At 70.0% G+C, this 26,936-nt stretch carries 25 protein-coding genes; 15 read left to right on the top strand and 10 right to left on the bottom strand.

The features are described 5' to 3' along the window. Positions 1-11 precede the first annotated feature (11 nt). Genes AB6A66_RS00230 through AB6A66_RS00210 form a run of 5 tightly spaced genes read right to left on the bottom strand, consistent with a single transcriptional unit; the run spans position 12 to position 3,401 of the window. A complete protein-coding gene (locus AB6A66_RS00230) occupies positions 12-1,289 on the bottom strand; it encodes an MFS transporter (protein WP_371054311.1) in 1,278 nt (425 codons plus the stop codon). After that, complete coding sequence (locus AB6A66_RS00225; RefSeq protein WP_371054310.1) at positions 1,286-2,155, bottom strand: MBL fold metallo-hydrolase; 870 nt, start codon at positions 2,153-2,155, stop codon at positions 1,286-1,288. The genes AB6A66_RS00230 and AB6A66_RS00225 overlap by 4 nt, the downstream gene beginning before the upstream one ends. 23 nt (positions 2,156-2,178) lie before the next feature. Next, positions 2,179-2,922: a ZIP family metal transporter gene (locus tag AB6A66_RS00220; protein WP_371038610.1), complete on the bottom strand. Its 744-nt coding sequence runs from the start codon at positions 2,920-2,922 to the stop codon at positions 2,179-2,181. Positions 2,923-2,934: 12 nt separating this feature from the next. Continuing rightward, positions 2,935-3,102 carry a hypothetical protein gene (locus AB6A66_RS00215; protein WP_371054309.1) on the bottom strand — a complete coding sequence of 56 codons (168 nt, stop codon included), beginning with the start codon at positions 3,100-3,102 and terminating at the stop codon, positions 2,935-2,937. 11 nt (positions 3,103-3,113) lie between these two features. Continuing rightward, entirely contained in the window at positions 3,114-3,401 is a 288-nt protein-coding gene (locus tag AB6A66_RS00210) for a hypothetical protein (protein ID WP_371054308.1), read from the bottom strand. A gap of 131 nt (positions 3,402-3,532) precedes the next feature. Here AB6A66_RS00210 and AB6A66_RS00205 point away from each other — a divergent pair, with 131 nt between their 5' ends. The 4 genes from AB6A66_RS00205 (at position 3,533) to AB6A66_RS00190 (ending at position 6,990) form a co-directional block, all read left to right on the top strand. After that, a complete protein-coding gene (locus AB6A66_RS00205; protein WP_371038607.1) occupies positions 3,533-3,910 on the top strand; it encodes a cupin domain-containing protein in 378 nt (125 codons plus the stop codon). Between the two features lie 4 nt (positions 3,911-3,914). Beyond that, positions 3,915-5,327: a dihydrolipoyl dehydrogenase gene (locus tag AB6A66_RS00200; RefSeq protein WP_371054307.1), complete on the top strand. Its 1,413-nt coding sequence runs from the start codon at positions 3,915-3,917 to the stop codon at positions 5,325-5,327. Positions 5,328-5,363: 36 nt separating this feature from the next. Next, positions 5,364-6,677 carry a DUF2254 domain-containing protein gene (locus tag AB6A66_RS00195; RefSeq protein WP_371054306.1) on the top strand — a complete coding sequence of 438 codons (1,314 nt, stop codon included), beginning with the start codon at positions 5,364-5,366 and terminating at the stop codon, positions 6,675-6,677. 136 nt (positions 6,678-6,813) lie between these two features. Then, positions 6,814-6,990: a hypothetical protein gene (locus AB6A66_RS00190; RefSeq protein ID WP_371054305.1), complete on the top strand. Its 177-nt coding sequence runs from the start codon at positions 6,814-6,816 to the stop codon at positions 6,988-6,990. A 367-nt stretch (positions 6,991-7,357) separates the two neighbouring features. Here the strand turns inward: AB6A66_RS00190 and AB6A66_RS00185 are convergent, their stop codons facing one another. Further along, complete coding sequence (locus AB6A66_RS00185; protein ID WP_371054304.1) at positions 7,358-8,830, bottom strand: ferric reductase-like transmembrane domain-containing protein; 1,473 nt, start codon at positions 8,828-8,830, stop codon at positions 7,358-7,360. 123 nt (positions 8,831-8,953) lie between these two features. On the opposite strand from AB6A66_RS00185, the gene AB6A66_RS00180 reads away from it, so the two are divergent. From AB6A66_RS00180 to arcC, 6 genes are all read left to right on the top strand, one after another. After that, the gene (locus AB6A66_RS00180) at positions 8,954-10,039 is read left to right on the top strand and encodes a polyheme membrane-associated cytochrome C (protein WP_371054303.1); all 1,086 of its coding nucleotides are present in this window, start codon (positions 8,954-8,956) and stop codon (positions 10,037-10,039) included. Between the two features lie 211 nt (positions 10,040-10,250). Further along, positions 10,251-10,709 carry a TspO/MBR family protein gene (locus AB6A66_RS00175; RefSeq protein WP_371054302.1) on the top strand — a complete coding sequence of 153 codons (459 nt, stop codon included), beginning with the start codon at positions 10,251-10,253 and terminating at the stop codon, positions 10,707-10,709. Between the two features lie 436 nt (positions 10,710-11,145). Further along, positions 11,146-12,621: a YfcC family protein gene (locus tag AB6A66_RS00170; RefSeq protein ID WP_371054301.1), complete on the top strand. Its 1,476-nt coding sequence runs from the start codon at positions 11,146-11,148 to the stop codon at positions 12,619-12,621. Beyond that, positions 12,618-13,847: an arginine deiminase gene (locus tag AB6A66_RS00165; protein WP_371054300.1), complete on the top strand. Its 1,230-nt coding sequence runs from the start codon at positions 12,618-12,620 to the stop codon at positions 13,845-13,847. The genes AB6A66_RS00170 and AB6A66_RS00165 overlap by 4 nt, the downstream gene beginning before the upstream one ends. Positions 13,848-13,855: 8 nt before the next feature. Beyond that, complete coding sequence (gene argF / locus AB6A66_RS00160; protein ID WP_371054299.1) at positions 13,856-14,857, top strand: ornithine carbamoyltransferase; 1,002 nt, start codon at positions 13,856-13,858, stop codon at positions 14,855-14,857. A gap of 4 nt (positions 14,858-14,861) precedes the next feature. Beyond that, the gene (arcC, locus tag AB6A66_RS00155) at positions 14,862-15,782 is read left to right on the top strand and encodes a carbamate kinase (protein ID WP_371054298.1); all 921 of its coding nucleotides are present in this window, start codon (positions 14,862-14,864) and stop codon (positions 15,780-15,782) included. Positions 15,783-15,887: 105 nt separating this feature from the next. On the opposite strand, the gene AB6A66_RS00150 is transcribed toward arcC, so the two are convergent. Together AB6A66_RS00150 and AB6A66_RS00145 are read right to left on the bottom strand one after the other, a co-directional pair. Next, complete coding sequence (locus tag AB6A66_RS00150) at positions 15,888-16,349, bottom strand: hypothetical protein (protein WP_371054296.1); 462 nt, start codon at positions 16,347-16,349, stop codon at positions 15,888-15,890. Between the two features lie 11 nt (positions 16,350-16,360). Next, complete coding sequence (locus tag AB6A66_RS00145) at positions 16,361-16,648, bottom strand: hypothetical protein (protein WP_371038595.1); 288 nt, start codon at positions 16,646-16,648, stop codon at positions 16,361-16,363. Between the two features lie 249 nt (positions 16,649-16,897). Here AB6A66_RS00145 and AB6A66_RS00140 point away from each other — a divergent pair, with 249 nt between their 5' ends. The 3 genes from AB6A66_RS00140 to AB6A66_RS00130 all read left to right on the top strand — a co-directional run bounded on the left by AB6A66_RS00140 (position 16,898) and on the right by AB6A66_RS00130 (position 22,467). Next, positions 16,898-17,650 carry a VWA domain-containing protein gene (locus tag AB6A66_RS00140; RefSeq protein WP_371054295.1) on the top strand — a complete coding sequence of 251 codons (753 nt, stop codon included), beginning with the start codon at positions 16,898-16,900 and terminating at the stop codon, positions 17,648-17,650. Positions 17,651-18,212: 562 nt separating this feature from the next. Beyond that, a complete protein-coding gene (locus AB6A66_RS00135; protein ID WP_371054294.1) occupies positions 18,213-19,358 on the top strand; it encodes an efflux RND transporter periplasmic adaptor subunit in 1,146 nt (381 codons plus the stop codon). 13 nt (positions 19,359-19,371) lie between these two features. Further along, the gene (locus tag AB6A66_RS00130; protein WP_371054293.1) at positions 19,372-22,467 is read left to right on the top strand and encodes an efflux RND transporter permease subunit; all 3,096 of its coding nucleotides are present in this window, start codon (positions 19,372-19,374) and stop codon (positions 22,465-22,467) included. Between the two features lie 29 nt (positions 22,468-22,496). Here the strand turns inward: AB6A66_RS00130 and AB6A66_RS00125 are convergent, their stop codons facing one another. Then, positions 22,497-23,339, bottom strand: a complete 843-nt coding sequence (locus AB6A66_RS00125) for an endonuclease/exonuclease/phosphatase family protein (protein WP_371054292.1) — start codon at positions 23,337-23,339, stop codon at positions 22,497-22,499. Between the two features lie 216 nt (positions 23,340-23,555). Beyond that, positions 23,556-25,007, bottom strand: a complete 1,452-nt coding sequence (cls, locus tag AB6A66_RS00120; RefSeq protein WP_371054291.1) for a cardiolipin synthase — start codon at positions 25,005-25,007, stop codon at positions 23,556-23,558. A 219-nt stretch (positions 25,008-25,226) separates the two neighbouring features. On the opposite strand from cls, the gene AB6A66_RS00115 reads away from it, so the two are divergent. Together AB6A66_RS00115 and AB6A66_RS00110 are read left to right on the top strand one after the other, a co-directional pair. Next, a complete protein-coding gene (locus tag AB6A66_RS00115) occupies positions 25,227-25,895 on the top strand; it encodes a helix-turn-helix domain-containing protein (protein WP_371054290.1) in 669 nt (222 codons plus the stop codon). A 150-nt stretch (positions 25,896-26,045) separates the two neighbouring features. Next, positions 26,046-26,936, top strand: a complete 891-nt coding sequence (locus AB6A66_RS00110) for a glutamine amidotransferase family protein (RefSeq protein WP_371054288.1) — start codon at positions 26,046-26,048, stop codon at positions 26,934-26,936.

The raw sequence follows: 26,936 nt of genomic DNA, 5'->3' as shown, positions 1-26,936 counted from the left end.
GGGGGAGTGGCTCAGTCCTGCTGAACCTCCTCCAGCCCGCGGGCGAGCACCGCGCCGAGCGCGGCGATGACGGCGAAGGCCAGAAGCACGGCGGCGGGCCCGAAGCGGTCGGCCGCCAGCCCGAAAAGCCCGCCGGCGAGAAGCGCCAGCCCGATCAGCGTGTTCGACAGCGCGGTATAGCGGGCGCGGAAGCCGTCCTCCGCCATGTCGGTCAGGTGCAGCTTGCGCCCCGCGCGCACGCCCTCATAGGCGATCTGCGCGGCGAAGATCGCCGCCGCCGCGCCGAGCGCGCCGCCGAGCCCCCCGAAAACGAGGCCGAGCGCGCCTGTCGCGGCGAAGACGACCGCCCCGAGCGCGCCCGCTGCCATCAGCGTCTGGCGGCTGGAGCGGTCCGACAGGCGCCCCCAGACATAGGAGGCCAGCACCGAGGCCGCGGTGGAGGCCATCACCAGCGGGCCCAGCTGGTCGAGCGCGGTGCGCCCCGACGCGGCCGAGAGCATGACGATGAAGGGCGGGGCGAGCGCCGTCACGGCCAGCGCGGCGCGCGAGCCCACGAAAAGGCGCAGCTGCGCGTCGGTCAGGATGGGATCGACGAGCGCGGCCAACGAACCGTCGTCGTTTTCGTCATCGTTGCGTTCCCGCGGTTCGCGCAGCGCCATGAAGAGAACCGCGGCGAGCAGGAAGGCCGCCCCCGCCACCGCGATCAGGGCGGCGAGCGGCGCGACGGCGACCTCGAAGACGCCCGCCGCCATCAACAGGCCCACTCCGAAGACCGAGACGGACGCGACCGACGCGGCAAGCCCGGTGATCGCGCCGCGGCGACGCTTGGCGATGGTGCGCGCCAGCGAGTCCTTGTAGCTGACCGACGAGGCCGACCGCGCCACGGCGAGCACCACAAGGCAGGCCACGATCACGGCCCCCGCCACGGCCCCGGACAGAAGCAGCGCCGCCGCCGCGATCCCGAGCGCCGCCAGCCCCTGCACCGCGCTGCCCGCGGCCCAGAACCGCTTGCGCTGCGGGCTCGCCTCGACGCTGCGGGCGAGCGCGAGCTGCGGCAGCAGCGCGCCGGCCTCGCGCACCGGGACCAGCAGGCCGATCATCGCCCCCGGCGCGGAAAGCGCCGTGAGAAGCCAGGAGAGCACCAGCTTGGGATCGATCAGCGCGTCGGCGGTCTTGGTCAGGGTCAGCGAGACGACGTGGATCATCCCGTTGCGCGCCTCGCCGGGGCGGACCTCCTCGGCGTCGGTGCCGGTGATGCGGCCGAACGCCGTTTTCAGCCCATCGCTCATCGCGGATCGAACTTTCCGACCGGGATCTTCAGGTAGCTGTGGCCGTCGCCCTCGGCCCCCGGCAAGCGGCCGCCGCGGATGTTGACCTGCAGCGCGGCGAGCATCCGGCCGGGCAAGGGCAGGGTGGCGTCGCGCGCCTCGCGCGTGGCGATGAACTCGGCCTTGCCGATGCCGTCCTTCACGTGCCGGTTGCGCAGCCGGTGCTCGGCCACGGTGGCCATGTATTGCGGCGCCGTGCCGTCGCCCGGATAGTCGTGACCGATGTAGAGCCGCGTCTCCGGCGGCAGGTCGAGGATCGCCCGCAGCGAGTTCCACAGATCCTCGGTGCTGCCGCCCGGGAAATCGGCGCGGCTGGTGCCGCTTTCCGGCATCATCAGCGTGTCGTGCACGAAGGCCGCGTCGCCGGCGACATAGGTGATCGAGGCCAGCGTGTGACCGGGCGAGAACATCACCCGCACCGGGATCTCGCCCACCATGAACTCGTCGCCCTCGGCGAAGAGGCGGTCCCATTGCGACCCGTCGGTCGGGAAGTCCTCGCCCAGGTGATAGAGGTCCTTCCAGAGCTTCTGCACGCCGGTCACCTTCTCGCCGATCGCGGTGGGCGCGCCCAGTTTTTCCGAAAGGTAGCGCGCCGCGCTGAAGTGATCGGCATGGGGGTGCGTGTCGAGAATCCAGTCGACCTCGAGCCCCTCGTCCCGGACATGGTCGAGGATCTCGTCGGCGCTTTCGGTCGTCACGGCGCCGGCCTCGGGGTAGAAGTTCCACACCGGATCGACGATCGCGGCCTTTTTCGTCTCGGGGCAGTGGAAGACGTATTGCAGGCTGCCGGTCGGGCGGTCGAAGAAGGCGCGGATGATGGGGGACATGGGATACTCCTTTTTCACGGAAGTCAGTGGGCGAGGACGAGCATCTGGAAGGCCATCATCACGGCGAAGGCCAGCGTGACGGCGGTCGCGGCGGAGCCGGTATCGACCTTTTCCGTCGCCTCGGGGAAGAGTTCGGCGAAGACCATCCAGATCATCGCGCCCGCCGCGAGGCCGAGGCCCACGGGCAGGAACGGACGGAAGGTTTCGACGAACAGGTAGGAGGGCGCGGCCATGATCGGCTGCGGCAGGCTGGTGAAGATGGCCCAGAGCCCGGCCTTCCAGACGGGCGAGCCGCGGGGCACGAGCACCAGCGCGATGGCCAGCCCCTCGGGCACGTTGTGAAACGCGATGGCGGTGGTGATGAAGGCGCCGAGCCCTTCCGATCCGGCGAAGGACACGCCCACGCCCACGCCTTCGGCGAAGGAATGCGCCGTCATGATCCCGAGGATCAGCAGCGCCTTCGTCGCGTTCGCACCGTGCAGGTCGGCCACGTCGACCTCGCCCGCGCCCGAGAGCAGCCTGTCGGCGAGCACGATCGCGCCGAGCCCCACGAGCACGCCCACGAGGGTGAGCGTGATGTCGAGGGTCGCACCCTCCGCGATCAGGCTGTGGCTGGCGGCCAGCATGAGCCCGCCGGCGGCGGCATTCGACCAGCCCATCGTGCGGTTGCCCAGTTTCTTCACGAACAGGAAGGGCAGGGCGCCCACGCCGGTCATGATCGCGGTGAGCATCGCCGCCGCGACGACGATCAAGAGGGTGGTTTCCATCCTTCGCTCCCGTCAGCTGTCGGAGCCGGTGTTCCCGCCGGCGGTCCGGGCCTCGGCGATCCCGGCGCGCATCTCCCCGGTCGTAGTCGGCGCGTCGGTATCCCGGGCGGCGGCCGGCAGGGCGGCGCAGCCCGGCGCCAGCGCCGCGGCGGCGCCGCGCAGTGTCGTGGCAAGGGTCATCGGCAGCGCCGTCACTTGAAGCGTGCCATGGCGTTGCGGAACGATTCCGAGAGGTTGTCCCACGCCTTGTCGAACCCGGATTTCATCTCGGCCCATGCCTCGTCGCTGGCCTCGCGCAGCTCCTTCAGCTTGGCCTCGGCCTCGTCGCGCCGGTTGCGCGCCTCCTCGAGCTGCTTTTCGTACTCGATCCTGGCGTCGGCCTCGGCCTCGTCGACCTTGGCCTTCATCTTCTCGATCTCGGCGTTCCACTGCTCCAGCTTCGCCTTGGCCTTCTCGATGTAGGCGTCTCTCTCGGACATCGCGCAAACTCCCTCCGGTTGACGATGCGCGCGAAAGCGCGCTCCATGACGCATATTGCATTGTTCGGCGCTGCGAAAGCATGCAAACTCCTGAATGAGACCCTGACGTAGGAACCGAAAGGAGAAATTTCATGTCGGAAACCCAGAAGCTTACCCTGCCTGTCGTGCGGATGGCGCGCGACAATGACGAGTTCCGCAAGGTCATCTGGACCGGCGAGAACGCCCAGCTGGTGCTGATGGCGATTCCCGAGGGCGGCGAGATCGGCGGCGAGGTGCACGAGGGGCACGACCAGCTGCTCTACTTCGTCGCGGGCAGCGGTGTCGCCAAGATCGGCGAGACGGAACTCGACGTGGCCGACGGCGATGTGAGCATCGTGCCCTCCGGCACCTTCCACAACTTCCGCAACACCGGATCGGGGATGCTGAAGCTCTTCACGACCTACAGCCCGCCCGAGCATGAAGCGGGCACGGAGCACGCCACCAAGGCCGAGGCCGACGCGGACGAGTGAGCGCGTGAAGGTCGATACCGCAATCGTCGGGGCTGGCACCGCCGGCCTGTCCGCCCTGCGCGAGGTGCGTCGGTATACCGACGACTTCGTGCTGATCAATCACGGTCACTGGGGCACCACCTGCGCCGCGACGGGATGCATGCCGTCCAAGACGCTGATCGAGGCGGCGAACGCGTTCCACCGGCGGCGCGCCCTCGCGACCCTCGGGATCCGGGGGGGCGAGGGGCTTCGTGCCGACATTCCGGCGGTCCTCGCGCGGGTGCGCGAGATGCGGGACGGGTTCGTCGAGGGGCCCGAGGCGGTGCCCGGCAGGCTTGGCGCGCGTGCGATGTCGGGCCGGGCGCGGCTTCGCGGCCCGGGCCGGTTGACGGTGGACGGCGACGAGATCGAGGCGCGCGCGATCATCCTCGCGCCGGGCAGCCGGCCCGTGGTGCCCGCGCCCTGGCGCGATTTCGGCGAGCGGCTGCTGACCACGGACACGCTCTTCGACCGGCAGGACCTGCCGCGCCGCATCGCGGTGATCGGCATGGGCGCGGTCGGGATCGAGATGGCCCAGGCGCTGGCGCGGCTCGGGCTGGAGGTCGCGGGCTTCGACGCGGTCGAGGCGGTCGCCGGCATCGACGACCCGGAGGTGCTCGCCTCGCTCCGCCCGCTGATCGAGGCGGAGCTTGCGCTCCACCTCGGCGCCGAGGCCGAGCTTCGGCAGGAGGACGGCGCGATCCGGGTCACCGGCGCGGGCGGCACGTTCGAGGCCGACGCGGTGCTGGCCGCGATCGGACGCCGGCCCAATCTGGACGATCTGGGCCTCGACACGCTGGGCGTTCCGCTCGACGACCGGGGGATGCCCGAGGTTGATCCCGAAACGCTGCGCATCGGCGATCTGCCGGTGTTCCTGACGGGCGATGCGAACGGTATTCGCCCGCTGATGCACGAGGCCGCGGACGAGGGGCACATCGCCGGTCGCATGGCCGCGCCGGAGGAGGTGCGCGAAAGGCTCTGCCGGCGCACGCCGCTGTCGATCGTGTTCTGCGCGCCGCAGGTCGCGCGCGTCGGCCCGCCGCTGTCGGAACTCTCCGACCGCGACATCGCCACGGGCAGCGCGGATTTTTCCGCGCAGGCCCGGGTGCGCATCGCCGAGAGCACCGCGGGGGTGCTTCGCATCCATGCCGAGCGCGATACCGGGCGGCTGCTCGGGGCCGAGATGGCGGTGCCCGCCGCCGAGCATCTCGCGCATCTGATCGCGCTCGCCGTGGAGCGGCACGCGACCGTGGCCGACATGCTTGCGATGCCCTTCTATCACCCGGTCCTCGAAGAGGGGCTTCGCAGCGCCCTGCGCGATCTTGCCAAGAAGGTTTCGGGCGCGGGCGGGTCGGACCTGTCGCGCTGCAAGGCGCTTGGCCATGACGCGCTCGACTGACGGGCGCCGGGCGTCTCGCGCGGGCGTTTGCGCGACATGATCTCGCGCTCGGCATGGTATCTTCGCGCCCTGCTCCGGCAGGTCTGGGTGCGCGTCGCGCTGTTCGCCGCGCTCGCGCTCGTCTCGGCCGTGCTCGCCCGCGTCCTGTCGCCCTACCTGCCGGAGACCGTCGCGCTCAGCACCGGGTCCGAGGCGGTGGCGCAGCTTCTGGGCGTTCTGACCTCCTCTATGCTCGCGGTGACGACCTTCTCGCTGTCGATCGCCGTCTCCGCCTTCGCGGCCGCGGCGGGCACCGCCACGCCGCGCGCCACCGTGCTCCTGCAGGAAGACCGGACGACGCAGAACGTGCTGGCCACGTTCCTGGGCGCGTTCCTGTTCGGGCTGGTCGGGCTGATCGCGCTGCGCGCCGATCTCTACGACGCGTCGGGCAAGGTCGTGGTGTTTCTTTTCACCGTGGCGGTCATCGGGCTGGTTGTCGTCGCCCTGATCCGCTGGATCGACCACCTGATGGAGTTCGGGCGGATGGGCGACACGCTCGACCGGGTGGAGCGTGCGGCGACCGCTTCGCTGCGCAAGCGCATCGACACCCCCTATCTCGGCGGACGCGCCCTCGCCACGCAGCCCTCGCGCCATGCGCAGACCGTCGACGCGACCGAGACCGGCTATGTGCAGAACATCGACATGCACGCGCTTCAGGAACGCGCCGAGGCGCTGGGGGCCCGCGTCATGCTGTGCCGCCTGCCGGGCGCGTTCGTGGCGCGGGGCGACCCGCTCATGGCGGTCGAGGGAAGCCCGATTTCCGAAGACGCGGCGTCGGCGATGGCGCGCGCGGTCATCATCGGCAACCGTCGCACCTTCGACGAGGATCCGCGCTTCGGGCTGATCGCCCTGGGCGAGATCGCCTCGCGGGCGCTGTCGCCCGCCGTCAACGATCCCGGCACGGCGATCGACATCCTGGGCCGGCTTGTCCGCGTGCTCGTGCCGTGGCGCGACGCCGATGGCGCCGAGATCCGCTTCCCCGACGTCTTCGTGCCCGCGATCACGGCGCAGGATTTCATGGAGGATGCCTTCCGGCCGATCGCGCGCGACGGGGCGGCGCTGTCCGAGGTGCAGATCAGGTTGCAGAAGGCGCTCTCCTCGCTGCGGCAGGACGCACCCGGGGATTTCGCGGCGGCCTGCGAACGCATGGCGCGGGAGGCGCTGGCCCGGGCCGAGGCCGAATCGCTTCTGCCCGCGGAACTGGCCGCGATCCGCGCGGCCGCGCGGCTGGAAACGCCCCCGTCCGGTGCGGGCGACGGGATCGCGGCGCCGCGCGGGGCAGGGCCCGCGGCGGGCGATCCGCCCGGGTGAGCCGGTCGCGCAGCCGGGGGCGATGCGCTGGTGCGGATGTCGCCTGACCTCTTGTCTTCGCCCGTCCCTGGTGCCAAGTGTCGCAGCCGGAAGACGCCGTCCGGCAGGACAGGCCCACGCATCGCGGAGATAACAGATGTCCTCACCCGATCCCGATTTCGAGAAGCAGAAGAAGCGCCACTGGCCGACGCTCATCGGCATCGCGGCCGTTCTCCTGCTCGTCATCGTGGCCATGCTGGGCTTCGGCGTGTGGGACGCGGCCCCGATCGAGGAGCAGGCCGCGCCCGGCCCGATCGAAGAGGGTGAGGGCTGATCCCCCGCGCGGCAGCCGAGCCGGTGGCACGGCGAGATCGTCATTGAAAAGTAGAGGGTTACGGCCCAGCTTTAACCTTTCGGCCCAAGGCCGGAACGGCCGCCTGTCGGGCCTGCGATGCCGTCGCGGCGCACGCCCCGAACCGCGGGGTCTGGCCGACCGCTTGACCGTCGCGGTTTTCCGGGGGCGATGTCCCGCCGCGGCGGGTGACGTCCATGGCCTAGGGGATGCGAAGGGCGTGCTGAAACCGGCGTCGTGCCCGATCACGTGACCCGTGCGGTCGCGCGCGCCGGTCCTTTCGCGTTCGTGACCTCGCCTCGCGCCGATATGAGGGCAGGGCGTCGCCCACCGCTCGCGGGCCGGCGGATCACCCCGCGAGCGCCACGAAGCCCGCGACGCCAAGCGCCAGCGCGGCGCCCACGGCCAGGTAACGCCCCCGCATCCGGCGGTCCTGCCGGGATGTGCCGCCGAGGTAATCGAAGCGCTCGTAGATGACCTGGTCCATCGGAACGCCGAGATCGGCGAGGGTGTCGGACACCGCGGTCACCATCGGCCCAGGTCCGCAGATGAACGCGACCGCCTGTTCGGGGTCGAGGTCCCGAAGCATCGCGGAGAGCCGGTCCCGGTCGAGCCGCCCGACCGCCCCGGCCCAACCGGGGCCGCCCTCCTCGCTGACGAGCAGGACCTCGAGGTCGAGGCGCGCCTTCGCCGCCTCGATCTCGGGCAGGCAGGCGAAGTTCTCGGGCGTGCCTGCCGCGTAGGCAAGCCGCACGGGCCGGGGATCGCCGCGCGCGTCGAGGTCGCGCAAGAGGCCCATGATCGGCGCGATGCCGACGCCGCCCGCGATGAGAAGGAGCGCGTTCCCGTCGTGGGACTCCAGCGTGAAGTCGCCATAGGGCCCGTCGATGCCGATGGTGGTGCCGGGGGGCAGCGTCCCGATCCGGTTTGTGAAGTCGCCGGCCTCCTTGATGATGAGGCCCAGCCCCGGGCGCTCCGGGCTGTCGGCGATCGAGAACGGATGGTCGAAGAGCGGAAAGCGCCGCGCGCCTTCGGTCATCCAGACGAACTGTCCCGCGCGATAGTCGAGCGGGGCGGTCCCCGGTGCGGGCTGGATGTCCAGCTCCCACATGCGATCGGCAAGCGGGGTGACACGGGCAAGCCGCCAGCGGCGCAGGTGCAGCTGGGCCCAACGCCAGCCATAGAGCACCGCCATGACGCCCACAACCAGCCCGGCCGTCACCCACCAGAAGGACTGGACCGCGCCCATCGCGCTGAACCGTCCCACCGCGAGCGCATGATGGAGGCCCGCGCCCACCGCCAGGATCGCGAGAACCACATGCGCCCCGCGCCACGCCTCGTAGGGCAGGGGCAGCCGCGCGCGCAGCGCGGAGCCTGCGACGAGAAGGAAAAGAGCGGCGACCGCGATGACCCCGCTGCGGTAATGCGGTAGCGTGTGGTAGGCCCAGAGCCGTTCCAGCCCGAGCGCGGGATCGGCCATGACCGTGGGCACGACATAGGCGAGCGGATGCAGCAGGGCGGCCAGCAGGACCCACCAGGCGGCGGTCTTGTGAAACGCCATCACGCGGTCGATCCCGAGATGCCCCGACACGACCTCGAACCGGCCGGAGGTCACGAACTGGACCGCCATCGCGGCAAGCGCCACCATGCCCAGCCCCGCCGCGGCGATTTCCCAGGGCACCGCCGGCGCCACGCTGCGCGTCGTGGCCAGCAGCAACGGCGCGAGGCAGGCCGCGACGTAGAGCGGCGCAAGCGCCCGCGACGGCACACGCAGGCTTCTGGATCGATGCGGTCGCTTGGCGGATGTGGCCACACGCGTCATGCCGCTGTCCCTCTTGCGTTTTCGCGACCACGCCGCGCCCGGTCCGCCATGCGCGATCATGCGCAGGACTCGCGCCTGATCGTATGGTATTCTCGAGCCATAGCCAATCTGCCGGAGGGTGCCATGTCCGCGATCCGAGTCCTGACGCTTTCCTGTGCGATGACGCTCGGTTTTCTCGCAGCTGCACCCGCGGCCGCGCAGGCGCCCACCCTCACGGAGATCACCGAGGCGTGGCTCGACGGTCCGCACGGGGATTATCGCTCGCCCTCCTACACGCACTGGAACGAGGATGGCGAAGTGCCGCCGGCCTGCGCCGCCTGTCACTCCGAGACGGGGTTCCTCGACTGGCTCGGCGCGGATGGCAGCGCGGCGCTGTCGGTCGAGCATCCGGCCACGATCAACACCGCGATCGGCTGCGTCTCTTGCCATGTCTCGCAGGCCGAGGCGCTCGACGCGGTGCCCTTTCCCTCGGGCGTGACCGTGAGCGGCCTCAACACCTCGGCCACCTGCACGGTCTGCCACCAGGGCCGCGCCTCGACCGCGACGGTGGCCGAGGCCACGGACGGAATCGGGCCGGACACGGTCTCGGACGAGCTGTCCTTCATCAACGTCCATTACGGTGTCGCGGCGGCGGTGATGCACGGCGCGGAAACGCGCGGCGGCTTTCAGTACGACGGCCGCAGCTATGTCGGCCGTTTCGTGCATGTCGCCAGCGCGAACAGCTGCGTGGCCTGCCACGAGCCCCATGGCGGAGAGGTCGCGACCGCGGGATGCCTCGATTGCCATCAGGGCGTTTCGGATATCGCGGCGATCCGCACGCGCCACGCCGATTTCGATGGCGATGGCATCGCCGATGGCGGCATCGCCGACGAGATCGACGGGCTGCACGCCATCCTGAACGACGCCATCACGGCCTATGCGCGGGAGGTCGCGGGCACGCCGATCGGCTATGACAAGGAAAGCTACCCCTATTTCTTCACCGACGGCGACGGGGACGGACGTATCGGCGCGGCGGAAGCGGTCTACCCCAACCGCTACGCGAGCTGGACGCCGCGTCTCTTGAAGGCGGCCTACAACTACCAGCTCGTGGCCAAGGACCCGGGCGCGTGGACGCACAACCCGTCCTACGCGATCCAGCTTCTGCACGACAGCGTCATGAGCCTGTCCGAACGCGTGGAGATCGATACCGGTGGCCTCGTGCGGCCGTAGCGCGGGTGCGCGCGCGGCGGGCATGGGTGTTCTCGCCCGGCGGCCGAGCGCGCGCGGGTGCCGGGCAAGACGCCACCTCACGCACCCGATCACCGCAAAGCGCCGCGTGGGGCTTCATCGCGCGGCGTTTAGCGGTTAGCGTGCGGTGTACACATGCCGGTTGCCGCGGACACGCCGCGCACGGGCCAGGGCCAGGAGCGCGGAGCGACCGATGACACTTTTTCCCCTCTACCTCGCGATCTGCGCCGTCCCTGCGGCGGCCGGCATGATGTTCAAGCCCGGTGCCTGGTACCGCGACCTCGACAAGCCGGGCTGGACGCCGCCCGACCTGCTTTTCCCGGTCATCTGGGCGGTGCTTTACGTCCTGATGTCTCTGGCGGCCGCGCGCGTCGCGATGCAGCCCGACAACGATCTTGCTCTCGGGCTCTGGGCGCTTCAGATCACCATCAGCACGCTCTGGTCGGCGGTCTTTTTCGGGCTGCACCGGATCCGCACCGGGGCTGTGGTGATCGCGCTCTTGTGGGCTGCGGTGCTGGCCACCACGCTCGCGTTCCTCGCCCATGACACGCTCGCCGCGCTGATGATGGTGCCCTATCTCGCCTGGGGCAGCTTCGCGCTTGCGCTGAACCTCTCGGTCATGCGGCGCAATCCCGAGCGCGGCTACGCCTGAGCGCGCGGCCGACCCGCCTTGCGCGAGAGGCACACGGGCCCGCAGGCGTGACATCCGGCCAGGGCGCCGTCTTGCGAAAGGAACCCGCCGTCTGCCGGCGCGCCGCCTGGTGTGACGCGCCACGGCCCGTCCCGTCCTGCGCAGCGCTCCGGCAGCCGAGCGCAGGGATGGCCGCAAGCTTAGGCCGAGGACGCGGGTCTGGGGAGCCGACCTTCACGACACTGCCTGCCCCGCGAGGATCGGGTGCCCCTCGCGGCCTGGCAATCCACCGCCCGCGCGCCACGCTGCCGGATGCGCGAGTCGCGGCCTGCGCGCGGGCGGGAAGACAGTCCTGCGCGCGCGCATTGACCCGCGTCAATGCCGCGCGCGGTCACGCGCGGGAGAGTGACCGCGCCGGTCGATGTCCACCGGTCGCAAACGGGAAGGGGAGGTGACCATGCCCGAGACCTCGAACGAGGCGGCCGACGAAAGCCCCCGCGGCGACGAGCCCGATCTCCAGTCGCGGTTTCCGACGGCCTACACGATCCTGTTCCTGCTGATCGTCCTGGTCGCCGCGCTGACATGGATCATCCCGGCCGGCCAGTACGACCGGGAACTGAACGAGGAAATCGGCCGCGAGGTCGCGGTGCCGGGCACCTACCAGACGGTCGAGGCGAACCCGCAAGGCCCGATCGACGTGCTTCTCGCCCCGATCGCGGGCTTCTACGATCCCGACAGCTATTCGGCCAACGCCATCGACGTGGCGCTTTTCGTGCTGCTGCTGGGCGGTTTCCTGGGTGTGGTGAACGCCACGGGCTCGATCGACACCGGCATGCGATCGGCGATGCGCTCGATGGAAGGGCGCGAGATATGGATGATCCCGATCCTCATGACGCTTTTCGCCATCGGGGGCACGACCTACGGCATGGCCGAGGAGACGCTGGCCTTCTACGCCATCCTTCTTCCGGTGGTGATGAAGGCGGGCTATGACGCGGTGACCGGCGTCGCGATCATCCTGATCGGCGCGGGCATCGGCGTGCTCGGCTCCACCATCAATCCCTTCGCGACCATCATCGCCTCCGATGCCGCGTCCATCCCCTTCACCAACGGCATCGTGCTGCGCTTCGTGATCCTGATCGGCGGGCTGGCGATCTGCGTCGCCTACGTCATGCGCTACGCCGCGCGGGTGCAGGCCGACAACGACCGCTCCGTCGTCGCGCGCCAGTGGGACGCGCACAGGCGGCACTTCCTGAAGGACGGCGGCGGGGAAGAGGGCGACGACACGCTGACGGGCACGCAGAAGGTGATCCTCGTCGTCTTCGCGCTCACCTTCATCGCGATGATCTGGGGCGTGTCGAGCCAGGGCTGGTGGATGGCGCGGATGGGCGCGCTTTTCCTTGGCGCCGCGATCCTGACCGGCCTGATCGGCCGGCTGGGAGAGAAGCGGCTGACCGGCGCGTTCGTCGATGGCGCGCGCGATCTGCTGGGCGTCGCGCTGGTCATCGGGCTTGCCCGCGGCATCGTCGTGGTGATGGAGGACGGGCTGATCGCCGACACGATCCTGCACGCCTCGGCCCAGACGCTGGGCGAGTTGTCGAGCGTCGCCTTCATCGCGACCATGTTCGGCATCGAGGTCGGGATGAGTTTCTTCGTGCCCTCGTCCTCGGGGCTGGCGGTGCTGTCCATGCCCATCCTCGCACCGCTCGCGGATTTCGCCGGGGTCGGGCGCGATCTCGTGGTCACGGCCTACCAGTCGGCGAACGGGCTGGTGAACCTCATCAACCCGACCTTCGCGGTGGTGATCGGCGGGCTGGCGATTGGGCGGGTGCCCTATGACCGCTGGATCGTCTTCATCTGGCCGCTTCTGCTGATCCTGACGGCCTTCATCCTCGTCGTGCTGGCGGCGGGCGCCCTGATGGGAGGTGCGGCATGAGCGATCGCGAGCTCGGGGTCCATTCCGAAACCGGCCAGCTGCACCAGGTCATCGTGTGCCGGCCCGGCCTCGCGCATCGGCGGCTCACGCCGCAGAACTGCGAGGACCTGCTTTTCGATGACGTGTTCTGGGTCCGCCAGGCGCAAAAGGACCACGACGTCTTCGCCGAACTGATGCGCGGCGAGGGGGTCGAGGTCCTCGACACAGGCGTTCTGCTGGGCCAGACGCTCGACATCCCCGAGGCGCGCGACTGGGTCCTCGACCACAGGATCACGCCGCAGGAGATCGGGGTGGGGATGCTGTCCGACCTGCGCGCCTGGATGAAGGAGCTGCCGGGCGAGAGGCTTGCCGAGTTCCTCATCGGCGGGCTCACGGTGGACGATCTGCCCTTCGAGCCGGCGGGCATGTTCGGCGCCTATCTCGGGCGGCTCGGCTTCATCCTGCCGCCGCTGCCCAACACGCTCTTCACCCGCGACAACAGCGCGTGGATCTACGGCGGCGTGTCGCTCAATCCGATGTACTGGCAGGCGCGGCGGCCGGAAACCCTGCTGACGGCGGCGATCTACCGCTTCCACCCGGTCTTCGCGGGCCGGGCGGAGGTGCTCTGGGGCGATCCGACCCGCAATTTCGGGCTCGCGACGCTGGAGGGCGGCGACGTGATGCCGGTGGGCGACGGGCTCGTCCTCGTCGGCATGGGCGAGCGGACCTCGCCGCAGGCGGTGGGGCTGCTGGCCGAGTCGCTCTTCGACCAGGGGCGGGCCACGCGGGTGCTGGCCTGCCAGCTTCCGAAGTCGCGCGCGGCGATGCATCTCGACACGGTCTTCACCTTCTGCGGCGGCGAGGTGGTGACGAGCTTCACCGAAGTCGCCGAGGAGATGACCGTCTACGATCTGCATCCCGGCGAGGGCCGCGCCCCGCTCGATATCCGCCGGATCGACCGCCCGCTCTTCGACGTCGTGGCCAAGGCGATGGGCTTCAAGAAACTCACCGTGGTGCCCACGGGCGGCGCGGACGCCTTCGAGGCCTCGCGCGAACAGTGGAACGACGGGAACAACGTGCTGGCGCTGCGCCCGGGACTCGTGGTCGGCTACGACCGCAACGACGATACCAACGCCGCGCTCAGGGCCGAGGGCATCGAGGTGCTCGAGGTGCCCGGCGCCGAGCTTGGCCGCGGCCGCGGCGGCGGGCGCTGCATGAGTTGCCCCACGATCCGCGACCCGGCATAGGAGGACGCATGGCCTACAATCTGAGGAACCGCCATTTCCTGAGCCTGAGGGATTTCGCCCCCGCCGAGATCGGGTTCCTGCTCAAGCTTTCCGCAGACCTGAAGGCGGCGAAATACGCGGGCACCGAGCGGAAGCTTCTCAAGGGCAAGGAGATCGCCCTGATCTTCGAGAAGGACAGTACGCGCACGCGCGCGGGCTTCGAGGTGGCCGCCCACGACCAGGGCGCCAACGTCACCTACCTGGGCCCCTCGGGCTCTCATATCGGCCGCAAGGAGACGGTGAAGGACACGGCCCGCGTTCTGGGCCGGATGTTCGACGGGATCGAGTATCGCGGCTTCGGGCAGGCGGTGGTCGAGGAACTGGCCGCCCATGCCGGCGTGCCGGTCTGGAACGGGCTGACCGACGAGTTCCACCCGACCCAGATCCTGGCCGATTTCCTGACCATGCAGGAGCATTCCGGCAAGCCCTGGCGCGACATCGCCTTCTGCTTTCTCGGCGATGCCGGCAACAACATGGGCGACAGCCTTCTGATCGGCGGCGCCAAGATGGGCATGGACGTGCGGCTTTGCGCGCCCAAGGCCTGCTGGCCCGCCGGGGAGATAGAGGCCGAGGCGCGGGAGATCGCCGAGGAGACGGGCGCGCGGCTCGCGATCACGGAGGACGTGGCCGAGGCGACGCGCGACGCGGATTTCCTCTACACCGATGTCTGGGTCTCGATGGGCGAGCCGAAGGAACGCTGGGCCGAGCGGATCAAGCTTCTCAAGCCCTACCAGGTCACGGCCGAGGTGATGGCCGGCACCGGCAATCCGCGCACCCGCTTCATGCATTGCCTGCCCGCCTTCCACAACGCCGAGACCGAGGTGGGCGCGGAGATCGAGAAGGCGTTCGGCATCACCGCCATGGAGGTGACCGACGAAGTCTTCGAAAGCGAGGCGTCGATCGTCTTCGACCAGGCCGAGAACCGGCTGCACACGATCAAGGCGGTGCTCGTCGCCACGCTGGGGGCGTGAGGCGATGCTGGTGGTGGCCGCGCTGGGCGGCAACGCGCTTCTGAGCCGCGGGCAGGCGCTCACCGCGGATAACCAGCGCGAGAACGCGCGGATCGCGGCAGGGGCGCTGGCCGAGATCGCGCGGGCCGGGCACGACCTCGTCGTGACCCACGGAAACGGCCCGCAGGTCGGGCTTCTGGCGCTTCAGGGCCTCGCCTACAAGCCAGAGGAGATCTACCCCCTCGACGTGATGGGCGCCGAGACGGAAGGCATGATCGGCTACCTGATCGAGCAGGAACTCGAGAACGCGCTCGCCCACGAGCGCACGGTGGCCACGCTGCTCACGCAGATCCGCGTCGATCCCGACGACCCGGCCTTCGAGGCGCCCACGAAATTCGTGGGACCGGTCTACGACAAGGCGAAGGCCGACGAGATGGCGGAACGCCACGGCTGGACCGTCGCGCAGGACGGAGAGCACTGGCGCCGCGTCGTGCCCTCTCCGGCGCCGGTGGAAATCCCCGACCTCAAGGTGATCCGGCAGCTTCTCCTGCACGGCACCATCGTGATCTGCGCGGGCGGCGGCGGAATCCCGGTGATGGCGCGCCCCGACGGAAGCCTTACCGGCGTGCAGGCGGTGATCGACAAGGACGCGGCCAGCGCGCTTCTGGCCGACGCGATCGGGGCCGACGCGCTGCTGATGCTGACGGATGTCGAGGGCATCGTCCGTGATTTCGGCACGGAGGCGGCCGAACGGATAGAGCATCTTTCCCCCTCCGAAGCCACGGCGCTGGATCTGCCCGCGGGCTCGATGGGCCCGAAAGCCGAGGCCGCGGCACGTTTCGCCGCCGCCCGCGAGGGCCGTATGGCGGGAATCGGACGCCTCGGCGAGGCGCTGGAGATCCTCGAGGGCCGGGCGGGCACGCGCGTGAGCGGCGCGCCGGGCTGATCGGGTCGCGCCTCCAGCGCCGATGCAAGCGCGGCAGGGGCACGCGTCTGTCGATGGATCGAAGTGCGGCGTGCCCGCGACGGTCGCGGGCGCGCCCGTGTCCGGTCAGTTGCCGGACGCGCCGTTGTCGTCGGCGCTCCAGGCCTCGGCGACCGCGTCCCAGGCGTCGGCGAAGCCGTCCTTGAGCTCGTCCCAGGCGCTGTCCGCGCCCGCCTGGAGCGCGCCGAAGCGCTCGCCCAGCCGGTTGCGCGCCGCGCGCAGCTCGCGAAGCTGGTCGCGGGCGGTCTCGCGGGCCTCCTCCGACATCTCCGCCCAGTTCTCGCGCAGCGCCTGCTCGCGCCGCGCGATCTCGGCGTCGAGCCGATCGAGCGCCTCGCGCGCCCGGGTCAGCGCCGCGTCGCGCTCCTGCTCGGAATAGGCCGCGACGGCGTCCATCGCCTCGGCGATCTCGGCGCGCACCTCCTCGGTCGTGGTCAGTGCGTCGGTATCCTGGGCGGCGGCCGGCAGGGCGGCGCAGCCCAGCGCCAGCGCGGCGACGGCGCCGCGCAATGTCGTGGCAAGGGTCATCGGCAGCTCCTTCACTTGAAGCGCGCCATGGCGTTGCGGAACGATTCCGAGAGGCTGTCCCACGCCTTGTCGAACCCGGATTTCATGTCGGCCCAGGCCTCGTCGCTGGCCTCGCGCAGTTCCTTCAGCTTGGCCTCGGCCTCGTCGCGCCGGTTGCGCGCCTCCTCGAGCTGCTTTTCGTACTCGATCTTGGTGTCGGCCTCGGCCTCGTCGACCTTGGCCTTCATCTTCTCGATCTCGGCGTTCCACTGCTCCAGCTTCGCCTTGGCCTTCTCGATGTACTCGTCTCTCTCGGACATTACTCAACCTCCATTCTGGACTGTCCGTGCGAGGCGGGATGCCTCGCCACGCGGCCAGTCGATTTCGGGCCCGGATGGGGTGCGCCGCCTTCGTACTCTCGAAGCAGCACAGTGTGGCCATCCGACTTGTGCCGACCTGTAGACCATGCATGAAATCCCTTTCCATTGACGCAGGTCAAGACCCGGCCGGGGCGTGAACCCGGCCGGCGCATGTGCTAGATTTCCGACGATGGTCGAAGGGGGGATGTCGTGGCCTCAGGATTGCGCGCGCTCGCCATGGCGGGCTTCGTTTCCGCCGGGACCCTCTCGGGCGCGCCGGGGCTCGAGGCCGATCCCGGCTGCGCGACGGATGCGATCCTCGTCTTCGACGGCTCGGGCAGCATGGCGGAGGTCGCCCATGATCCGTCCGGGACCCCGCGAATCATCGACGCGCGAGCCGCCATGCGCCGGGCCATTCCCGACATCACGCCGTTTCGCGATCTCGGCCTGCTGGTTTACGGCCCCGGCGGCGCCGACGCCTGTTCCGGGATCGATCTGCGGTTCCGGCCCGCGCCGGACATGGGGCCGGCCGTGATCGACGCGATCGAGAGGCTGGAGCCAGCGGGCCTCACGCCGCTCGCGGCGTCGGTGGAGCACGCGGCCGAAGCGCTCGACTACCGGACACGGCCCGCGATCGTCGTGCTGGTGACCGATGGCAACGAGACATGTGGCGGGACGCCTTGCGCGCTCGGCACCCGGCTTGCGTCGCGCGCGGCCGACCTGCGCGTCCATGTCATCGGCTTCAAGGTCGTGGACGATTTCTTCGGCTGGAACAGCCCGGAGGCGCGGACCTACACGGGCGGCGAAACCGTCGCGAAATGCCTCGCCGACGCGACGGGCGGGCTTTTCGTGTCCACCCGCACGGTCGATGACCTTACCCACGCGCTGCGCGAAACGCTGGGCTGCGCCCTGATCGGCCGCGCCGCAACGGCCCCCGGCGCGGTGGGCCGTGCGCCGGGGTGAGGGCCGGGATCCGGGGGCCGGCAGGGGCAAGGATGCGCCGATACGGCGATGCCGTGCGGGCGAAAGCCATGGCAAAATTCAAGAATACGTGATCCGTCCAGTGCGAATCGGGCATTTCCAGGCTGTGGATAACCGTCGGGACATTTCTGTCCCGCGGCTTGGGTGACGGACCTGCCATGACGCCGTCGCGGACGTTTGCGCCGCAAGGGCCAAGGTGCTGACAAGATACGAGATTGCCCGTGACACACGGGTGGGAGCGGCGTTTTCACCGGTGCGGCGGGGTGCTGGGCCGTGCGCGCGCCGGCCCGTGCACAAACCCTGAACGTCGGCGCTGCGTCGCTGTGGAACGGGCAGGGGCGGCGCCGCGCCTTGATCCAGATCAAGGTTTCCACGAATCCCGACCCTGTCGCCGCATCCGCATCGGCCCGCCGTTCGCAAGTGGGCGTCCGGGTCAGATGTCTCTTCCGCCGCGCGCTTTGCGAAACCGGGTTCGCGCCTGTCAATGCACGGTATATGCGCTAGGTTCGGTTGCGAAGGCAGCGGAGGCATACCGGTCAGAGGCATGGTAAGGCAACTTGTTCTTTCGCTCGTGGTGATCGCCGGAACGCTTGCGCTCTGGATCAACTACGTGCCGTCCTCCCTGCCGCTTCTCGACCGGCTAGGCGTTCTCGACCTCGTTGGGGTAGAGCTCGACGCAGAAGAGGATACCGGCGGCACTGGCGGGTTCGGGCGCGGACCGGCCACCGTCATCACCGTGCCCGTGACCGAAGGTGTCATCGACGACCGCGTGGCCTCCATCGGCGACGGCAAGGCGCTGCGCAGTGTCACGGTGCGCACCGACGCGACCGGCCGGGTGGTGGAGATCGGGTTCGAGCCCGGCGGCAAGGTGCGGGAGGGTGACCTGATCGTCAGGCTCGATGACGAGGCGGAGCGCATCGCGCTGGAGCGCGCGGAGCTGACGCTGGCCGATGCGCGGGACGAGGCGGAGCGGCTGGAACGCCTTGCCGGGACCGGATCGGTGACCGAGGTCAGACGTCGGGATGCCGAGCTCGCGCTGCGGCAGGCGGAGCTCGCCTTGCGCCAGGCCGAGTTCGACCTCGCGCAGCGGCGTGTGCGCGCACCCATCTCGGGCTGGGCCGGTGTGCCCGACCTCGGCGTGGGCGATCGCGTGACGGGCGGCGCGGCGCTCGTGTCGATCAGCGACCGCTCGGAAATCCTGATCGACTTCCGGGTGCCCGAGCGGGTGATCCCGCGCCTGGCAGCCGGGATGCCGCTGGAGGCGCGGCCGCTTGCCCTGCCGGACCGCCTGCTGGAGGGCGAGGTGCGCGCGATCGACACGATCGTGGACAGCACCAGCCGCACCCTGCTGGTGCAGGGCAGGCTCGCCAATCCGGACGACGCGCTGCGCGCGGGCATGGCGTTCGAGGTCTTCCTCGCCTTTCCGGGCGAAAGCCTGCCGTCGGTCGATCCGCTTGCCGTGCAATGGTCGAGCGACGGCTCCTTCGTCTGGGTCGTGCGGGACGGGGCGTCGGTGCGCGTGCCGGTGACGATCCGCCAGCGCAACGCGGAAGCGGTCCTGGTCGAGGGGGCGCTCGAGATCGGCGAGCAGGTCGTGACCGAGGGCGTGCAGAACCTGCGCCCCGGCGGCGAGGTGCGGGTCGCCGAACCGCAGGCCGCGCGGCTCGACACGTCGCGCGACGCGCTCTGAGGGGGGCGGGCGGATGATGGAGGATGCCACGCGAACGGCCCAGGGCGGCACGGCGCTTTTCGTGCGCCGCCCGATCCTGGCCTATGTGCTGAGCGCGCTCGTCGTGCTGGCGGGGCTCGCCGCGATCTTCGGCGCCGAGATCCGCGAGCTTCCGAACGTGGACCGCCCGGTCGTGACCGTCACGACCCAGTTCCCAGGCGCGTCGCCGGAGAGCATCGACCAGGAGGTGACCGGCCGGATCGAGGGGGCCGTGGGCCGGGTCGCGGGCATTCGCTCGATCTCGTCGAACTCGCGTTTCGGGCGCAGCCGCGTCACGCTGGAATTCACCGGCAACGTCGATATCGATGTGGCGGCGACCGACGTCCGGGATGCCGTGGCGCGGATCGCGGGACAGCTTCCCGACGGTGCCGAGACGCCCGAGATCGTCAAGGCCGACGCCGACGCGCAGCCGGTGGTGCGCGTGGCCGTGACCTCCGCCAGCCGCTCGCCCCAGGACCTCACGCGGATCGTCCGGGAGCGGGTCGAGGACCGGCTGATCTCGATCGAGGGTGTGGCCGACCTGCAGATCTACGGCGACCGGGAACCGATCTTCCGCGTGGACATCGACCTGGCCGAGCTGGCCAGCCGGGGCCTGACACTTGCCGACATGCGCCGCGCGCTGGCCGATGCGGGCTTCAACGCGCCGGCGGGCGACCTTGCGGGCAGCCGGCAGTCGATCAACGTGCGCACGACCGCGCTGGTGGCCTCGCCCGCCGCCTTCGAGGATCTGCAACTTGCCCCGAACGTCCGCGTGCGCGACGTGGCCACCGTGACGCTGGGCCCCGCGCCCAACGAGACGGTGCTGCGCGCGAACGGCCAGACGGGGCTCGGGATCGGCATCATCCGGCAGGCGGGCAGCAACACGCTCGACATCTCGGCGGCGGTGCGGGCGACCGTGGCGGAACTCGACGCGACGCTGCCCGAGGACGTGCGCATCTTCGTCACCTCCGACGACGCGGTGTTCATCAACGGCGCGATCGCGGAGGTTCTGAAGACGCTCGGCCTGGCCATCCTCATCGTCGTCGTGGTGATCTTCGTTTTCCTGCGCGACGCGCGCGCCACGATGATACCCGCGATTACCATGCCGGTGGCGCTGATCGGCACGCTCGCCGCGATCTGGATGGTGGGCTTTTCCGTCAACATCCTGACGCTGCTCGCCCTCGTGCTGGCCACCGGGCTCGTGGTGGACGACGCCATCGTCGTTCTGGAAAACATCGTGCGGCGGCGGTCCGAAGGAATGGGCCCGCGCGCGGCGGCCGTGCTCGGCACGCGGCAGGTGTTCTTCGCCGTGGTGACGACCACCGCGACGCTCGCGGCCGTGTTCGTGCCCTTGTCCTTCCTGCCGGGACAGGCGGGCGGGCTTTTCCGTGAATTCGGCTTCACCCTCGCGATGGCGGTGGCGCTCTCCTCCGTCGTGGCGCTGACGCTCTGCCCCGTGCTGGCGAGCCGTCTTCTGCGCGAGGGATCGGCCCGGACCGGCCCGGTGGCGTGGGTCGGCAATCGCCTCGCGGCGATCTATGCGCGCACGCTGGGCTGGGCGCTCGCCGTGCCGCTGGTGATCGTGCTTGCCGCGGTGCTCTTCGCGGCGACGGCCGTGCTGGTGGGCAGCGGCATCCGCCAGGAACTGACCCCGCGCGAGGATCGCGCCGTCGCACTTCTCAGCGTGACCGCGCCGCAGGGCGTCTCGCTCGACTACACCACCGGAAAGATGCGCGAGATCGAGGACGCGGTGCAGCCCATGCGCGAGGCGGGCGAGATCACCAACGTCTTCTCGATCACCGGCTTCGGCGCCGACAACCGCGGGTTCATGGTCTTCACGCTGGCCAAGTGGGGCGAGCGCGCGCGCAGCCAGGACGAGATCGTGGGCGAGATCAACGGCAAGCTGCGCCGGATCGTGGGCGTGCGCGCCTTCGCGATCCAGCCCAATTCCCTGGGCATCCGGGGCGCCGGGCGGGGCCTGTCCTTCGCCGTCACGGGATCGAGCTACGCGCAGCTCGCGGAGGTGGCCGAAAGCCTCGTGGCCCGGATGCAGGAGATGCCGGCGATGGGCCAGGTGCGCCTGGAATACGAGACGACCCAGCCGCAGCTTTTCGTGGAGATCGACCGCACCCGCGCGGCCGATCTGGGCATCGACATCACCGGGCTGGGCGAGGCGCTGCGCGCGGTGCTGAACGGGCGCACGATCGGCGAGGTCTTCGTCGAGGACGAGGCGATCGACGTGCAGATGCTGTCGACCACGAACCCCGTGAACGACCCGGGCGATCTGCAGAACATCTTCGTGCGCTCGTCGGAAGGGCAGATGGTGCCGATGTCGAGCTTCGTCCGACTGGAGGAGCGCGCTGTCGCGCCCGAACTCGAACGCGAGGGCCAGCAGCGCTCGGTCGAGATCTCGGCAGGGCTCACGCCGGAGCTGGCGCTTGGCGACGCGCTGGCGCAGGTCGAGGAGATGGCGGACGACATCCTTGCCGAGGAAAACCGCATCGTCCCGCTGGCCGAGGCCGCGACGCTCGACCAGACCAACGCGGGCCTCCTCGTGACCTTCGCCTTCGCCATCGCGGTGGTGTTCCTCGTGCTTTCCGCGCAGTTCGAAAGCTTCGTCTCGGCCATCGTCGTGATGGCGACCGTGCCCATCGGGCTGGCCTGCGCGGCCTTCGCGCTTCTGCTGACCGGGCAGAGCCTGAACGTCTATTCGCAGATCGGGCTCGTCATGCTGATCGGGATCATGGCCAAGAACGGCATCCTGATCGTGGAGTTCGCGAACCAGCTACGCGACCGGGGGCAGGGGGTGCGCGAGGCGATCCTCGACGCCTCCACGATCCGCCTGCGTCCCGTGATGATGACGATGACCTCTACCGTGCTGGGCGGTGTGCCGCTCATCCTGTCGTCGGGGGCCGGGGCCGAGGCGCGCGAGGCGCTGGGCTGGGTGATCGTGGGCGGGCTCGGGCTCGCCACGCTTTCCACCCTCTATCTCACACCGGTCGCCTACCTTCTGCTCGCCCGCTTTTCCAAGCCCCGTGCCGAAGAGGCGCGGCGGCTGACCCGGGAGCTCGAAGAGGCGCTGGCGGGCTGAGGCGGTCGCGCCGGCGCCGTCCTGCCGGCTCAGGCCCGGCGCAGCCTGCGGAGCCTCGACCGCGGCGGTGCGGGTCGCGCGGCGGGCGCGGGGTGGTCGGACGCGTCGGGCATGAGGGCGGGCGCGAATTCCGCCCAGACGGGCAGGTGGTCCGAGGCGATGCGGCTCGGCCCTTCCCTGACCACGCCCGCGCCGAAGGCGTGCAGGCCGCGGCCGTGCGCGATCCTGTCGAGCGGCGCCAGCGGCCGCGCGGCGTGGAAGCTGGCGCCCGGCGCGAGCACCGCGAAATCGGGCGCGAGGGCCTCGAGCCCGCGGACCGTGGACCATTCGTTGAAATCGCCCAGGATCAGGGTGTTGGGCAGGGCGGCGGCGTCCAGCCCGGTCCGGATCGTGGCGAGCTGGCGGCGCCGCCACGCGCGCAGGAGCCCCAGGTGGGTCGCGACCACGCGCACGCGCGCTTCGAGCCCGGGCACGGCGATTTCCGCCGTGATCGCGCCGCGTGGCTCGAGCGCGGGAAGCTCGATCGCGGCCGCCGCACGCACCAGCAGATCCCGTCGCACCAGCAGCGCGTTGCCGTGCACGCCGAGCGAGCCGGGATTGCCGCCGACGTCCACCACCGCCATGCCGGTGACGGCCTCGACCTCCGCCGCGGGCAGCGCCGCCGGCCGGGCGCCCAGGCGCAGATCGGCTTCCTGCAGGGCGACGATGTCGGCGCGCAGATCGGCGATGGCGGCGATCACGCGCGCGGGATCCCGCCGCCGGTCGAGGCCGACGGCCTTGCGGATGTTCCAGGTCGCCACGCGCAAGGCCGCGGCGGGCGCCGTGTCCGGTTCCCGTCCTTGCCAGTCTATCGTCTCGCGGTCTGTCTGCACCAATCCTCTGTTCCTTGCCGGGCGTCCTCTGCCCCCTTGTCGCGTCGCCTGGTCGCGCCGCGTGGGCGTGTCAGGCGCGCTGGTCGCCGGCCACAGGGCTGCTGCGGGGCCTCGATGATCGCCCGTGAGCCGCATGTCGGGCGGGGTTTCGCATTATGTCGCGACGCCGCGGCCGCGATTCAAGGCGGTGGCGCCGTGCGCCCCATCCCGCGCGCCTCACAGCACGGGGCCCATCATGGCGACCGAGTTGTTCCAGAGCCGTTTGCCCGGACCCCAATCCGTCACCTCCTTCATGGTGATTTCGCGCGACCGGGAAATGTAGCCGTCCTGCAGGTCGCGGAGTTCTCCGGTGAGCGCCCTGTCCTTGAGAAGCACGTTGTTTTCGTAGTTGAGCTCGAAGGAGCGCCGGTCGAGATTGGCCGAGCCGATCAGGGCGATCTCGCGGTCGAGGGTGAGCGACTTGGCGTGCAGCAGACCTCCCTCGTACTCGAAGATCCGCACATTCGATTGCAGAAGCTCGAGGTAGTAGCTTCGGCTCGCGGCGCCGACGATCCAGGAATCGTTCTTGGCAGGAAGCACCAGGCTCGTGCGGACCCCGCGATGGCCGGCGCCGCAGAGCGCCGACTGCATCGAATCCGAGGGCACGTAATAGGGCGTCGTGATCACCAGTTCCTCGCGCGCGCCGTGCATCAGAGTCTCGAAGACTTCCGGCATGGCGGAATTGCGGACCGTCGGTCCGGTGCCGATCGCCTGTGCCACGATCGAGCCCTTCGACGGCTGTTCCGCTGCCGATGCGTCCAGATCCTCCAGCCCGTCGTCGACATGCGAGACCCAGTCCTGCAGGAACAGCCTCTGGTTCTGGCCGGCCACCGGGCCTTCGAGGCGCAACATGACGTCGATCCAGGGGGCGTATCGGGGTTTCACCCGGAATTCCGGGTCTGCGCAGTTCTGGCTGCCGCAATAGGTGATGCGGTCGTCGATCACCACGATCTTGCGGTGATTCCTGAGATCGACCCGGCCCCGGATCGGGTGCAGCAGCGGGTTGCCGATGGGAAGCGCCGCGGCGAGCCGCACGCCCGCCGCCTGCATGTCGGTCCAGTGGTGCGAGCGCACGAGCCGCCGGGAGCCGAGATCGTCCGCCATCGCGCGCACGACGACCCCGCGGCGCGCGGCCGCCTTGAGCGCCTCGACGACCTTCAGACCGTTGGTGTCGTCGAGCCAGATGTAGAAGACGAGATGGACGTAGCGCTCCGCCGCCGCGATGTCGTCGAGCAGGGACGCGATGGAGGCGTTCGAGTCGGAGAAGACCCGCGCGGCGTTTCCGGTCGTGGGAAGAAAGCCGCTGACCGAATGGCCGAGGTTGAAGAGATACGCATGGTCCGAGGCGACGGCCGCGATCCGCCTGCGGGCATCAACTGGGTCGACCTGCGGCGCCTTGAAAAGCCGCGCGGCCTCGCGGTAGCGCGCGACCCGGCGCCGGCCGATGTTGGTTTCTCCGAAAAGGACATAGGCCAGCATGCCGACCGCCGGCAGCGCGAGCATGACGAGAACCCAGGCGACGCGGGCCGAGGGCTCCCGGTAGGGGCGGAGCAGCGCCCTCAGGATGAAGCCCACCTGCAGCGCGATATAGAGCGTCAGCAGAGAGACGGTCACGACCGATGAGCTCATCGCGCGTCCTGCGCAAGGTGATGAAGTCCGGTTGCCTGCGCCATGTTTACGCTTCCGTTTCGAGGGTGCCGCTTTCGGACGCATCCTCGGCGTTCGGCGCGCGCAGCGCAATGTCGCCATGGCGCGACGGCGTTGTCGCCCGTGGGTGCCGGATTGACCGCAGCGAACGATTTTTTCTCTTGCGGAACCGGGCTAGGCTTGCAGCCGGGGCGCTCGGTCATGTCGCGCCCGGAAGGAAAGAGGCGAGACGCCGTGGCGCGCAAACCCGTAACGCTGACCCAGGATCCCCATGGACGCCGCGGCGCGCGCGAAAAGGTGCTCGAGGTCGCGATCGGGCGGGAGTTGCGCGCCTTCCGTCGCCAGCAGAGCATAACGGTGGCCGAGCTCGCCCAGCAGACGGGGCTTTCGGCCGGTATGCTCTCGAAGATCGAGAACGGCAACATCTCGCCCTCGCTCACGACGCTCCAGGCGCTGTCGCACGCGCTGAGCGTGCCGCTCACGGCCTTTTTCCGCGGCTACGAGGAGCGCCGGGGCGTCGTCCATACGCCGGCGGGGCAGGGGGCGGATGTCGAGCGAGCGGGCACCCGGGCCGGGCACCAGTACAACCTGCTCGGTCACCTGGGCTCCAACGCGAGCGGCGTGGTGATGGAACCCTATCTCATCACGCTCTCCAAGAAGACGGACGTCTTTCCCGTCTTCCAACACGAGGGGCTGGAGCTGATCTACATGCTGGAAGGCGAGGTGGGCTACCGTCATGCCGACAGCCTGTTCGCCCTCCGGCCGGGAGATTCGCTCTTCTTCGATGCCGACGCGCCGCATGGCCCCGAAGAGTTGCGCCGCCTGCCCATCCGGTACCTCTCCGTGATCTGCTATCCGCAATCGGGATAAGCGTGGCTGCCTGAATTCTGTGCAGATCCGCCACTGGTTGGCGGGCCGGGGCCCAAGCTGGGTATCGGCACTTTTGCCCCAGAAGAAAATCTGTTGCCCATCAGTCCTGGCGGGCCCGTCTCTGGGCCGGCGGCGAAGCGGGGCGCGGCAATGTGCGGAATCGTCGGACTGTTTCTCAAGGACGCGGCGCTCGAGCCGCGGCTCGGCGCGCTTCTGTCGGACATGCTGATCACCATGACCGATCGCGGCCCCGACAGCGCGGGGCTCGCCGTCTACGCGCCGGGGGGCACGGGCAAGATCACGGTGCAGTCGGACGCGCCCGCGGCGGATCTCCCGGGGCTCGACGCGCGACTGTCCGAGGCTCTGGGCGCGAGGGTCACGATGCGCGCGAAGGACACCCACGCCGTTCTAGAGCTGCCCGCCGACTGCATTCCTGCGGCGCGCGAGGCCCTGGCCGGGCTAAGCCCGGGCCTTCGGGTGATGAGCGCGGGCGAGGCGATCGAGATCTACAAGGAGGTCGGGCTGCCCCGCGACGTGGCGGCGCGCTTCGACCTCGCGTCGATGACCGGCACCCATGGCATCGGCCACACGCGCATGGCCACCGAATCCGCCGTCACCACGCTGGGCGCGCATCCCTTTTCCACGGGCGCCGACCAGTGTCTCGTGCATAACGGCTCGCTTTCGAACCACCACAACCTCAAGCGCCGCCTCGCCCGGGCGGGTGTGGAGGTGCAGACCGAGAACGACAGCGAGGCGGCGGCGGCCTACCTCACCTGGCGGATGCAGGAGGGGGCCACCCTCGGCGAGGCGCTGGAGGCGGGGCTGGCCGATCTCGACGGCTTCTACACCTTCGTGGTCGGCACCAAGGACGGCTTCGGCGTCGTGCGCGACCCCATCGCCTGCAAGCCCGCCGTGATGGCCGAAACCGACGGCTACGTCGCCTTCGGCTCCGAATACCGCGCGCTGGTCGGGCTTCCCGGCATCGACGCGGCGCGCGTCTGGGAACCCGAACCCGCCACCGTCTATTTCTGGGCCCGCTGA

Source organism: Rhodosalinus sp. K401 (assembly GCF_041365735.1).
Lineage (GTDB): Bacteria > Pseudomonadota > Alphaproteobacteria > Rhodobacterales > Rhodobacteraceae > Rhodosalinus.
Note: the sequence above shows the minus strand (reverse complement) of the source record. Positions and strands in the feature narration are given on the sequence as shown.